Source organism: Anthropogastromicrobium aceti, assembly GCF_020687335.1.
Lineage (GTDB): Bacteria > Bacillota > Clostridia > Lachnospirales > Lachnospiraceae > Anthropogastromicrobium > Anthropogastromicrobium aceti.
Window position 1 is genome coordinate 40890 of sequence record NZ_JAJEQN010000006.1, and the last position, 13660, is coordinate 54549.

Here is a 13660-nt window from a genome sequence, read left to right on the forward strand (position 1 = left end):
GGGACTTATGCCAAAGTATCAATATACGGCGAAGGATGTCGCAGGAAAGAAGAAAAAAGGGCAGCTTATGGCAGCTGATGAGGCTGCACTTTACGAGCTTTTAAGGGGAGAAAATCTGTTTTTGATTTCCTGCCGTCTGGCACAAAAGAAGAAAAAAAATACATATCGTCTTAATCCAAGGCAGCTTTCTGAGTTCTGTAGGCAGCTTGGAACTTTGCTTGGCGCAGGTGTTCCGCTTGTGAGGGCGCTTAATTTAATGCAGTCAGAGGAGACTATCAAACCAAAACAAAAGGCAATATATGAAAACATGATTCGAAGTGTTCGCCGTGGAAATTCATTTGCGGATACGATGAAGGATCAGGGAGATGCCTTTCCAGAGCTGCTCATAAATATGTTTCGCGCAGCACAGGAGTCAGGCCGTATGGATCAGACAGCACTTAGAATGGCAGAGCATTATCAAAAGGAGTATCGTTTAAGTGCAAAGATTAAGAGCGCTACGCTGTATCCAAAGATTTTGTGCGGAGTAATTGTTGTGGTTGTCATGATTTTATTTTGCTATATTATGCCAAAATTTATGGATGTGTTTGCTAATTTGGAGCTGCCAGCTGTGACAGTGGCATTGATGGCTGCATCTGGTTTTATGCAGAGAAATTGGCTGTGGGTATTGTTTGGCATTGCTGTTTTATATGTGATTGCAAAAGCAGTGTTGGAGCTTCCAAAGATTCGTTTAGAGGTGGATCGAATTAAGTTAAAGATTCCTAAAATTGGCATTTTGATTCAGACGATTTATACAGCGCGTTTTGCAAGAACACTTTGTTCTCTTTACACAAGCGGTCTGCCTATTGTGACAGCGCTTCAGGTGAGCAAAGATACGATTGGAAATAGTTATCTGGAATCTCAATTTGATGAAACAATTGCTATGGTGAGGCGTGGAGAGTCCTTGTCAGATGCTCTGGCACATATTGATGGCTTTCATAAAAAGCTGGCAGGAAATGTAGCGATTGGTGAGGAGACAGGAAGTCTTGATACCATGCTTATCTCAGCGGCTGACAATTTTGAGTATGAATCTGAGCAGGCAATATCACGTCTGATTAGCTTTTTGGAACCGGCAATGATTATTGTGATGGCAGTAATTGTCGGAATGATTATGATTGCTGTGATGCTTCCGCTGTTAAATATGTATGCAGAGATTGAGGCAAGTGGAACGATGTAAGGAGAAAAGAGGATGGAGCTTTCAGTATATATTTCAAATGAACGAATAGAAATCGTGGCCGGAACAGGGTCAAAATCAAAGGCAAAGATTAAAAAAGTATATAGTCTGGCAGTCCCAGAGGGGACGATTATGAATGGTATCATTACAGGAGAACAGCGATTACAGGAGAGACTTGAACAGATTTGGAATCGTTATTCACTTCCAAGAAAAGGAATTTGCCTTGTAATTGATTCAGGAAAGATTATGACAAAAATGCTTGAAGTTCCTTATATGAAGGATAAGGAGCTGATTTCCTGCATTAATAAGGAGTTTGCAGACGGAGAGAAGACTGATCTTGTAACCGATTATTTCCCGTTCCCAAAGAATAGTCCATATGAGATGAATCATATTTTTTGCGCAGCATTGGAAAAAAGTGTAATTGAAAGCTATTTATCCTTGTTTTCTGATCTTAAGCTGAAGGTAAAACGAATCAGCATTGGTCTTGGATGTCTTTTAAGAGCAGTGACGGCAACAGGAATGTTTGCCTATGAGACATGCGTGTTTATGCTGGTACAGGGAAGCACTACGATCAGTGTATTATTTGAAAATGGAAATTATATTTACAGCCGAAGAAACCGTATGTTAAATGATCAGGGAAGCGCTGAATGGATCGAGGAATTGGGACAGATCGCAGACGGAATACGTCAGTTTTACAGACAGCGTCACAGCAGCTATACACTAGACAGTATATATCTGGCTGGTATAGCAGGAGGTAGTGATGACGTGGTAAAAGAGCTTGATACATATATGCAGGAGTATGGCATCAGGGCGAAGGCACCAGGTATGATTCAAGGAATTTCGTTTGTAAAAACAGCAGTAAGTGATCACGGAGAAATTAACGCAGAGCCGGCATCTTACATTTTTGGAATCGGCAACCTGCTTTTGTAAAAGCTGCGAAAGGTGGAAAAAATGAAGAAACATCAGACAGAAAAGATAAGAAAGATAAAAGCAATTCCAGATCGAAGGATTGATTTTTACTATCGGCTGTTAAATGGTCCAGAGCAGCTAAAAAAAAGAAAGAAGCAAAGAATAGCGGCGGCACTTGTGATAGCAGCATTTCTGGCAGCCGGACATGTGCTTGGTGTTTTAAAGCATAGTGAAAAAGAATATCAAAAAACAATTGCTGAGCTGGAAGCATTTTTAAATGATGAAACGAATCAGGCAGCTGATGAGAGTGCAGAAAAGCTTGGAGATCAGGTGAAAAAGCAGGACAATATGATTTTTGATATGGAAAATGCAAAAGCCAATATATATTCTTATCCTCTTGTGACAAGTGATGTGTTCAAAACGCTTGAGGATTGCTGTCCAGATAAAGTATTAATTACAATAACAGGATACAATTGTGCAACAGGAGAGCTGCAGTTTGACGCAGTGGCACCAGAAGTTACCGATGTTTCAGAAGTTATTGAGATCTGGAAGACACTTGATATTTTCCAGAGCGTCTATTTTACAGGATATACGCAGAATCAGGCACAGGATGGTTATACCGTGAAGGTTGTCTGTATTTTAAGTGAACATGCAGGAAGGCAGGCCGCAGATGAAAATTGATTTTACAGTGACAAAACGAGATAAAAAGTTATTAGCAGGTCTGGCAGTCTGTGCCGCAGTTTTTTGTTTTTACTGGTTTGATGTGAAGCCGCAGATGAATTGCCTTGATAAGCTGGAAATGCAGCAGGAGGCATTGGAAATGCAGCAGCTTCAGATGCAGGTACATATAGCAGCTCTTCCGGTAGATGAAAAACGTGATGAGGAGCAAAAAAAGCAGCTGGCAGAATTAGAAAGTCATTTCTTTCCATATCAGACTAATGAGGAACTTAATCGTTATCTGACAGATGTGTTTGTGAGTGAGGGGATGATTATGCAGGATTCGACGCTTCGCGCAGGATTGCTTGATGAGATTACACCTTACAGCTTAAGTGAACGTATGGCGCTTTTGAAGAAAAATGAACAGGCAAAACAGACGCAGTCAGATATGAACGCATCTGCAGACTCAAAGAAGGATGAGATAGATACAAAGACAGAGTATGTCTACAGCGCTCAGGCAGATTATACGGCAATAGGCACAAAAAATCAGGCACTTGCTGTTTTAGATCAGCTTTCAGAAAAGGAAGGGGTCAGAATAGTATCCTTTTCAATTAGTGATGCAGCAGTTAAGACAACAAATAATGGACAGGATGTTCTTCAGGCAGGAAAGCGTCTGGAGGTCAGCATGATGATTTATATGACACGAGGCAGCAGCGATGGCAAATGAAAAAAATATACGAATTGGTGATGTGTTACTTCAGGCCGGCTACATCAATCAGAACGAGCTTGATGAGGCACTAGAGTATCAGAAAAATAATAAAGGCATTCGTCTTGGTGAGGCATTGATTAAGCTTGGCTTTATCACAGAGCACCAGCAGTTAGAAGCACTTTCAGCGCGTCTTGGACAGCGCTATGTAAAGATTGATAGAATTATGGTACAGACAGAGGCGGTAGCAATGATACCAGTCCAGCTTGCAAAGAAATATCATATGCTTGCTGTGCAGTACCAGGATAATAATCTTACAATTGTATTGAATGATCCTCTTGATTATTATGGAATTGAGGATATTCGCCAGACTACCGGCATGAACCTTGAAATTTGGCTGACAGAGCTTTTGCCTTTAAATCAGGCAATTGAATACTATTATTCAGAAATCGAGGCAAAAAAGGCCGCCAGCTCAGCAAATGAGATGGCAAGAGAACGTGAGCAGGCACTTGAGGTTGATGCTGATGAGGGAGATTCTGATGCACCGGTTATTAAGCTTCTTGACAACTTGCTTGCACGCGCATTTAGCATGAATGCGTCTGATATTCATATTGAGCCGTTTGAGGAGAAAACATCTGTCAGAATACGTGTAGATGGTCAGCTTCTTGATTATGTCGTGTTGCAAAAGAGTCTTCATCAAAATCTGATTGCCCGCGTAAAGATTTTAGGACAGATGGATATTGCAGAGAAAAGACTTCCGCAGGACGGTCATTTTCGGACAAGAATCGCAAACCGCGATGTCAATATTCGTACATCAGTGATTCCGACTGTATTTGGAGAAAAGGCCGTGCTTCGTCTTTTAGCTTCTGGAAATATGGTGGCAGATGCCGAGACGTTTGGCATGAATCAGGCACATTTTGAACAGTTTAGCAAAATGCTTGAGGCACCAAATGGCATGATTTACATTACAGGTCCGACAGGTTCCGGAAAAACAACAACACTTTATATGGCACTTCAAAAGCTTAGTAACCGCAAGGTGAATATCGCAACAATTGAGGATCCGGTAGAGTGGAATATTCCGCGTGTCAATCAGTGCCAGGTAAATACTGTTGCGGGGCTGACATTTGAGCGCGGACTGCGTTCTCTTCTTCGTCAAGACCCGGATATTATTATGGTCGGAGAGACAAGAGACGAGGAGACGGCAGCCATTTCAGTACGTGCTGCAATTACGGGTCATCTTGTATTTTCAACACTTCATACAAATGATGCAGTGTCGTCCATTATTCGTCTGATTGATATGGGAGTTGAGCCATATATGGTTGCAAACTCACTAGTCGGTCTAGTGGCACAGCGTCTTGTACGTGTTGTCTGTCCTGAGTGTGGTTACTGGGATGAGCCGACAGAGCAGGAAAAAGCTTTTATAGGGCCAAAGATTACGCGCGTGCGCCGCGCACAGGGATGTAACAGCTGCAGCCATACTGGATATGTCGGAAGACGTGCAATCCATGAGATTCTCTGCGTGGACAATCAGATGCGAAGAATGATTACACAGAGAACTCCTATGGAGGAGCTTAGAAGCTATGCGACGCATTATCTTGGCATGGAGTCGCTAACTGATGAGGCTCTTAAGCTTGTAGCGGATGGTACAACTACTGTCGAGGAGCTTAAGAAGGTGGCATACTATATTTAAAGGAGCTGTATATGATAGAAAAAATGATACGTGAGGCAAGAAGCCAGCGTGCCTCTGATATTCATATAAGCGAAGGACAGGCAGTGTATCTTCGCATTGATGGAAAGCTCATAAAGAGTGACTTAGAGCTGTCAGATGAGATGACGCGAAAGCTTATTTTGTCTCTTCTTACAAAAGAAAGCCAGGAAAGCATCTGGCGTGGAGAGGATGCAGATTTTGCACTTGAAACATCAGATGGAAACCGTCAGAGAGTCAATGTATTTTGTCAGCAGGGACGCCTCGCGGCAGCAATTCGTCTGCTTAACGCAAAAGTGCCTACACTCTCTCAGCTTCATCTGCCGCCAGTGCTTAAAAATCTTGCAAATGAGCCAAGAGGATTGATTTTAGTGACAGGACCTACTGGTTCAGGAAAGTCTACAACGCTTGCGGCAATGGTTGATTACATCAATCATACGCGTGCAGATCACATTTTAACGATTGAAGATCCGATTGAATATGTGTACGAACAGGATCAGGCTGTGATTCACCAAAGAGAAGTGGGAAAGGATGTTTGTTCTTTTGCGGGAGCACTTCGCTCTGCACTTAGAGAAGATCCAGATGTCATTCTTGTCGGAGAGATGCGTGATTATGAGACAATTTCAGCAGCTGTCACGGCAGCAGAGACTGGCCATCTTGTGCTGTCAACACTTCATACGACAGGGGCAGCTAAGACGGTAGACCGTATTATAGATGTGTGTCCGGTACAGGCACAAAACCAGATTCGTATTCAGCTGGCAGGCGTATTAAAGGGTGTTGTGACGCAGTGTCTGGTTCCTCTTATAGACGGCGGCCGAATAGCGGCAACAGAAGTTCTAACAGGAACAGATGCAGTGCTAAGTCAGATACGTGAAGGAAAAACGCATCAGCTTGGAAGCGTAATGCAGTCAGGCGCAGCAGCAGGTATGCATACGCTTGACTATGATCTGGCAAAGCTTGTTTCACGTGGGCTGATTGAGAAAAAAACAGCGCTCAAATACGCACAGGATAAAAGAGAGCTGGAGCAGTGTATATTTTAAGCAGTTATTTGGTTATGAGCAAGTAGCGAAGCGGATTGCGAATATCCGCTTGACATTATAAGATAGCTTGGGAGGTTTGACATTGATCAGAAATATCTTACAGCGAATCAAAGAAAGCAAGGGAGGCTTTACACTGGTAGAGCTTATGGTGACGATGGTGCTTGTTGGCATATTGCTTGGCGCATCGGCAGCAGGCATTTTTTATTACCAGAAGTGGTCGGTATGGCAGCGTCAGGAACACTATGCCCGTACGCTGTTTTTAGCGGCGCAGTCAGGCATGACACAGTATAGCACTGATAAGCATCTTGAGGCGTTTGATAAGGAAGCACAAACCTCTGCACAGGCAATTGTAAGACAAAACAAGCTTTTGGTTCCAATTACTGATGAAAACGGACAAGTGGTAAATGTATCAACGATCTGGAAAAATGATGATGGACAGACCACTTCGAACTTGTACTATGTGACAGGAACGCCAGCTGATTATAAAGCCTACAAAAATGGCAGTGCTGATGCTTCACATACGCTTTTGTATGATATTTTTGATGCTTACCTTTATGACAAAACATTGCTGGCAAATGGCTGTGTGAGTGTGGAGTTTGATGCACGAGACGGACTTGTCTACTCTGTTTTGTATAGTGATCGCGTGGAAGCACTTTCCTACACGGGCTGTACAAGCACGATGGCAAATATTGTAAACCGTTCCAAAGAAAACAGAAAGGGAAGCGGAAGTGACAATTCTACAGGTCTTTGCTTTGGCTATTATGGAGCAGATTCCTTGTCAAAGGCAACTGATACAGCGACTAAAGTTAAGGTTTTAAATGCATCTTTACATAATGAAGAGACTTTAAATCTGACATGGAAGCTTTCAGAGGGAGAGACGGCAGTTTCCCTGATGAATTATCAGGTAATGATATGTGATGCAAAGACGAATGAGGAGCTTCTTGAGATTTCTTTTAATAACGCATCTTTAAGCGGACAGAAAACAGAAGAAGGTTATTACTACAGTATACCATCTGAGTCGGCAGAGGATGAGTTAAAGGTGGTTGCTGCAGAAGTGACGAGCTTTGCAGGCAAAAAAGAAGAAAAACTTGGCACATATCCATTTCTTGCATATATTGACGAAGAGCTGAATGTCACACTAGTGCTTGATGCAGTTGATTTAAGTGCAACACAGGCTGCCTATGAGGCATACAGAAGAACAGGCGAGCTAGGCGAGCTTATGAATACGCTTAGTCTGCATCGTTTTGGACTGGAACGATATGGTGTTGATGAAATCAGCTGTATTGTGCAGGGCGGCGGATCAGGCTATCAAATTACAGGGCGCAGACAAAGCAATTCTGAGCTTATGTATTTTGCACGTGAGGATGGCGAAGATACTGATGAGACCATTGGTACATCGTATGAAATTCAAAACACAAGACATCTTTATAACATCCGTTTTGCAGAAATGATTACGGATGCAGCTGTCTATGCAGCAGAGGAAGATGAAAAAAGCGAAAATACATATATCGTTTCAAGAGACTTTGCCTGGGGCTATGAAAAAGAAGATGACGAGAGTGATGAGACATTGCAAGAGTCAGGTTCAATTTTGGCGAAGGGAATGGTCTATCAAAATGGACTTCCGGTAAAAGAGGCAGACACAGCATTTCCTATGATTACACAGCTTAGAGAGGGAAGCAGTCTTGGCTCTAAGGACGGCGATGAAGTTTACACGATTGACTACCTTACATTGTCAGATAAAGCAAATATGGGAACAGGAAGTTCAAGCCGCTGGTATCCGCAGGGCGATGGTACAGCATTTGTACTGGAAAATTTAGGTACGATTCATGATCTTTGCCTTGATCATGTGTCAGTTACTGGTGATCAGAATACGGCAGCAGTTTGTGCTTACAATGGCGGAACGCTGGAAAATCTGGCAGTTGCAGGAAGCATTGAAGCAAAAGATTTTGCAGCTGGTATTTTTGCAGCATCACTTCCAATGAAGGAGGAAGATGAGACACTTTCAAAGCTTGTCAATCATGCAAAGGTTACAGCAGACGGGACAGCCGCAGGAATTGTGGCACAGACAAAAGAAAAAGTTTTATTGGAAGATTGTGTTAACACAGGAGTAATAGAGGCAGCTGTGGCAGCAGGAATCACAACAGCAGAATGCGAAAATCTGGTGCTGATGCGCTGTCAGAATTATGCACCGATAATTTCCTCTGACAACGAGTCATATGGCATTACGAGTAATTTAACAGCAAATTTGACTGATTGTGTCGGCGTGAGTGAAAACGTTTATCCAATTGCAGCAGATGCAAATGAAAGTGAAAACTGCCTGTATTTCATATCAGGAGGAGAAAAACTTGAAGATGCGTTGCTAGCTGATATATGTGATATTTCACTTACAATAGGCGAGACAGATGCAAATGGCTCTTACAGAGAGTATCCATTTGTGGAAGCATCAGAAGAACAGCTTCAAAATCTGATTAAACATCAGTCGGTAGATGTTCCTGTTTTTCCATCATCCTCATTTGATATAAAAGAGCAGCGCTGCCCTATCTATACGGCTTTTTTGAATGGCACATGCAAGCTGTCCGATGTGACGCTTACATGGCTTAATGAAGGGACATATAAGTTTGATGTGTTGTACGCAGATGCAGAGGACGGTGTCTGGAAGGAACTTGCCGCAGGTTTGCAGGTAGCAGGCAAGGATGTTTATGATGGTGGTACAGTTTCTGTGAAAGCACCTGACGCAGTAGAGGCAAGTGCGCTCAAAATCATAGTGACAGGTGCGACAGATGGATGTGACGTGGCACTAGGAAGCATCGAGGTAGCAGGAAGCTGGAACACTGAAGGCGTAAAGGTTGCCTGCGAATCAGATGATTCAAACAATAACGAAGACCAGGAAGACCAAAAAGAAAATCAAAAAGAAAATACAGATGATAATAAGTCAGAAAAGGAGCAAAAAACACCAGGTATCGGAACTGAGCTGTATGTTTATAAAGAAGATGAACTTACAGAAGAAGATCAGGCAGAAATTTACACAAAGTGGACAGCTTTTGCAGGAAGCTTGTCTGTCTCACCTCTGCTTTTAAATACAGAAGAAGCAAAGACAGATGAGGACAGCGAAAATATACGTATACGTGTATGGGAAAAGCTGAGCAGTGAGTTGACAGATCTTACAGTATTCGATAAGTCAGAGCCAAAGCCTGGTATTCCAGGCGGAATCACATTTACAAAGGAGAACGGATCATGGATGATTCGTTTTTGGCCAGGTCTTTTTGCCGAATACTATGAGTATGAAGTTGAGTATGAAACATATGAAAGAGACAGTAATAATCAGCCTGTTCTAGAAAACGGTCTTTTAAAGAGGATTAAGATTGGAAGTAAGAATGGAGAGATAACAAATAATTTCTTAGAACTGCCAGATGAATTAGAAGGACAAAAGGTTGACGCTGTTGTATTTCATGTAAGAGCCGTCAATAAAGAGGGAACATCTGAGTGGAGTACTGCGCAGGCGGCAGACGAAAGAATACAGCTGCCAGCTTTGTCATATCATCTGAGGCTTTGCAGCGAAAACACTAGTGTGTCAGATGATAAAGATAAGACAGCTTTGTATGAGATTGTAATTGACAACAAGGATGATTTTACGTCAATTACTGCTGGCGACAGAGAGTTAACAGTGACAGCTGTGTATTCATCAGCCGATTCGGATGAAGAAAAAAGTCAATCATCATCTGTAAAGTTTGGATGGGAAAAGACAGGACATATTGCAGTTACAAGTGAAGAGGCGATTACTATTAATTGTCGTGTGTCGTGTCAAGGTTATAAGAGCTCTACCTATTCAGAAAAAACATTTGATGTGCTGAGTGCAAATACTGTATGTGAAAACGAAGCGGTATTTGATGCTTCATTAAAGCCAGACAGAATGTATTCTGGTTTTAAAAACAAGGATGCATCTTTGTATCAGATTTTGGCAGGTCATGCACAAAAGAAGGAAATGGAGATTCAAACAGCGTTAGAGGCTGTTGATGAAGAACTTCAGGTACCGGTTCAGTATCAGGCATCAATAAAGAAATGCAGCACAGACAAGATGGAGCAGATGCATTTTGATACAGCTGACTGTACTGAAATGACAGTTGTTGCATATCCTGTTACCTTAATGTCAGGTCAGGTTGAGCTGGGTCATATTGTGTGTCAGGCAAATGGAAGCGAAAGTTGGAGTGCAGCAGATCTTCTTGCAGCGCAAGTGACAAATGATGGAGTTTCTGCTGCGCCAGGAGATTTTTCGTTTTCATCAGGTGAAAGTCTGATTCAGTCAGGAAAAGTTATGGATGGCTATGCGATTTTAGCAGAAGATGATGGCTACAGACTTTATTATTCACCTCTTTTGAAAAACAGCGCATTAATGCAGCACTCATCATCTGATCAGAGTCTGTACGGTGTTTGGCGCTATGAACTTACTCAAGAAGAAAGCGAAATTACACTTCCTGTATTGATTAGCGTAAATAAAAAGACAACAGATGATGATGAGATTGATGCTTTAAATGGCGCGCTTGTCATGTGGGATGCTGAAAGTGAGAAACCAAAGTATGAGGGTATATCATATGAAGTTAACGTTACAGCTTTATCGAAGACAAACGAGGAGACGCTTTTATTATCAAAAGAAGAAATAGCTTCAGATGAAGAAACTTCATATTCGTGTCATGTCAGTGCGCCAGAAGACTGTGTAAGCCTGACTGTGCAGGTAAAAAGAGAAGGCATTACAGACAAAAATGGATTTACAATAAGCAGACCATCAACAAGTACACTTTCTGTGCGTATTAAAGAAGACGAATCAGAGCCAGAGACTGAAACAGAAAGTGAATCAGAAAAGCCATCAGAGACTGAGACAGAAAGTGAATCAGAGTCGGAAAGCGAATCTGAGTCAGAGACACCGCCAGAGCCAGAACATCTTGCAGCACCAGAGCTTTTTATTTCAGACAAAAAGCAGGAATTTTTGTACCCGATTTTTGATCTGGATGAAAATGGAAACTGGAAGGATTCTGGAAGAAAGGCATCTGCATGGCAGGGAAGCATTTATTTTGATGTGAATGCGAATGAAGAAGGATGTGCAGGCTATAAGATCAATGTGCTGTCACTGCTTAAATCAAGGCAAATGACAAGAGATACACTTTTTTATCGCGATGCCTTTTCCATTGAAATTGTAAAGGATGACAGTCAGGCAGGTTTTTATGTTCGCAGTATGCTTTCAACAAAGTCAGGCGGCTACACGATGGAGCAAAATGATACACAGGGTGGTTTTATTGGTGTATATGAGATGTATACGGACCGTTCAAATGGTATCTATACATATCTTCTTCCATATTATGTTTCGTGTGAAAGTAATCAGGAAAAGGTGCTTGTATATGCATGGATAAAGCAGACAAATACGACAGATGAAAATGGAGATCTTATTTCTGCCAGGTTTGAAGTGTTTGTGACAGATGGGGCAGCACCGCTTGGAGATGCTTACATAACAGAACCAGACTGTGCTGTAATGAGTGTACAGGCACTTGCAGGGACAACAACTGCAGAGGGAGAACAAAAGCAATGGTTAGATTCAGATGTGACAAGTCTTTATCGTGATAAAGGTACAGATGAATTTAAAAAGACACAGCGAGAAAAAGAAAAGATGGAGGATACTTTTTCTGATGCTAGTGTAGAGCAATGCGACAATACAGGCTTTGCATATTGTTTTGCACAAGGAACTGGAATGAGTGAATATCTTGTTCAAACTATGCAGCAGCGTGTTACAAGGGAAGGAAAACAAACATGCACATATCGTTTGCTTCCTGTTTATTGGAAATATGATGCAGATGGTGTTCAAAAGAAATACAGTGTCTATTTACCAGAAGACGGTTATGCAGTTCCTTATACTGAGCAAGTCAATGGAAACGAGCCATATCTTTTATACGATCTTTCCATTTGCTTTGCATCGATGGATGAGATTGGCATAAGTGATTGGTCAAAGATTAGTGCAAGCGCACATGACGGTGATAATAAGACATTTGTACTTTCAAAAAACACAAGTCTTGGTCATTTAACAGCACCAAAGTTTACTGGTTTGGCAGGTGAGATAGAGAAATCGTATACGCTTTTAGACCAAAGTAATCAGCCTGTGTCAGAGATATTGGCAAAGACAAATGAAATTTCCTGGAGCTTAAACAGCGACTGGGAAAAGGCAGCAGGTTTTGATGCGACACTTTTCTTTAATTGTCAAGATGGTGAGACAAAAGAGATTACCTTTTATTGGAGGGCAGAGGATTGGATAAAGGATCCTGCTGCATGGGAAGCATCATATGGAAGCAGTTTGCTGGAAAAACTGACAGTTTGTGAAGCAAAAGAGGAAGAAACTACTGAGGAAAAATCGACAGAAGAAAAATCTATCGAAGAAAGCTCTACCGAAGAAAGCTCTGTCGAGGTTTCTTCAATCGAAGAAACTTCAAGTGAGAAGGCAACAACAGAAAGTGCGTCTAGTGAGCCTTCCACAACTATAGAGGCGACTTCTAAAGAAAGCATATCCTCAGAAGAAACAACGCAGACACAAGAGCAGGAAAGTACAACACCACTGCAAACACAAGAAGCGACAACACTTTTGCCATCATCAGAAACATCACTGCCAGAGATACAGCAGACGATGGAGGAGGAATCACCAGCACCAGTGCAAGAGGCAAAGATTGAGCGAAAGAATGTCATTTTGCGTGCAGCAGCACCAAGCATAAAATCGTTTTTATTTGAGGTAAAAGCTGTGCTTACGATAACATCCACTGTTCTTACAGACGGAAGTACACAATATCAGTTTACACTGACAGTTCCAAAGGAGCTGCCAGATAATTACACAGATGAAGAACAAAATAAACTTAAGCTGATGCAGCTTGATCATATAAAGACAATAGTTGTGCTGCAGGATGAGGACAGCCCATATTATGGACAGATTGATGTAGAAATGACAAGCGAGTAAATTAGAAAAAGCCCTCCTAGCTTCAAACGAAGCTAGGGGAGCTTTTTCTGATTTTACTTTGCTTTTTCATGAATTTTAGCATGTTCGCGCTCGGCATGCTCTGTCTGGCGTTCCATTTTCAGTTCCCAATGGATCAGGAATGTTAAAAGCGCACGCAGTACAATTACGGCTCCAAGAATACTCAGTTCCTCAATTGTATGGGAGACAACTGTTTTTAAAATCTCGCCTGCCATTTTAAATTCCAGAGACAGCGCCAGTGTTTCAGCCAGATCAATCTTTACTCTTGTATCATCGGAATTTAGACCGGAACGTATAAATTTGATAAATGATTTTATCGTTCCATAGGCGACAATAAAGACGCCGATCAGTTCTAGGATGGGAACAAGATATGAAATGACCACTTCAAGAATAAAATCAAGAAATTCTGCCGACATAAAAGAATCCTCCT

At 41.9% G+C, this 13660-nt stretch carries 8 protein-coding genes; 7 read left to right on the forward strand and 1 reads right to left on the reverse strand.

Features of this window, described 5'->3' with window-relative positions; all coding sequences use genetic code 11:
- Positions 1 to 7: 7 nt before the first annotated feature.
- From LKD48_RS03410 to LKD48_RS03440, 7 genes are all read left to right on the forward strand, one after another.
- The gene (locus LKD48_RS03410) at positions 8 to 1213 is read left to right on the forward strand and encodes a type II secretion system F family protein (protein WP_308731194.1); all 1206 of its coding nucleotides are present in this window, start codon (positions 8 to 10) and stop codon (positions 1211 to 1213) included.
- A gap of 12 nt (positions 1214 to 1225) precedes the next feature.
- On the forward strand, positions 1226 to 2140 hold the full coding sequence (pilM, locus tag LKD48_RS03415; protein WP_308731195.1) for a type IV pilus biogenesis protein PilM: 915 nt from the start codon (positions 1226 to 1228) through the stop codon (positions 2138 to 2140).
- 21 nt (positions 2141 to 2161) lie between these two features.
- The gene (locus tag LKD48_RS03420) at positions 2162 to 2800 is read left to right on the forward strand and encodes a hypothetical protein (protein WP_308731196.1); all 639 of its coding nucleotides are present in this window, start codon (positions 2162 to 2164) and stop codon (positions 2798 to 2800) included.
- On the forward strand, positions 2790 to 3503 hold the full coding sequence (locus tag LKD48_RS03425; protein WP_308731197.1) for a hypothetical protein: 714 nt from the start codon (positions 2790 to 2792) through the stop codon (positions 3501 to 3503). Before LKD48_RS03420 ends, LKD48_RS03425 begins: the two co-directional genes overlap by 11 nt.
- Positions 3493 to 5172: a GspE/PulE family protein gene (locus LKD48_RS03430; protein ID WP_262537834.1), complete on the forward strand. Its 1680-nt coding sequence runs from the start codon at positions 3493 to 3495 to the stop codon at positions 5170 to 5172. Before LKD48_RS03425 ends, LKD48_RS03430 begins: the two co-directional genes overlap by 11 nt.
- Before the next feature lie 11 nt (positions 5173 to 5183).
- Entirely contained in the window at positions 5184 to 6227 is a 1044-nt protein-coding gene (locus LKD48_RS03435) for a type IV pilus twitching motility protein PilT (RefSeq protein WP_308731198.1), read from the forward strand.
- An 82-nt stretch (positions 6228 to 6309) separates the two neighbouring features.
- Positions 6310 to 13212: a type II secretion system protein gene (locus LKD48_RS03440; RefSeq protein WP_308731199.1), complete on the forward strand. Its 6903-nt coding sequence runs from the start codon at positions 6310 to 6312 to the stop codon at positions 13210 to 13212.
- Between the two features lie 53 nt (positions 13213 to 13265).
- Here LKD48_RS03440 and LKD48_RS03445 read toward each other — a convergent pair whose 3' ends face one another.
- Positions 13266 to 13646 (reverse strand): DUF1622 domain-containing protein, encoded by a 381-nt coding sequence (locus tag LKD48_RS03445; protein ID WP_308731200.1) that lies wholly within the window; start codon positions 13644 to 13646, stop codon positions 13266 to 13268.
- Positions 13647 to 13660 lie beyond the last annotated feature (14 nt).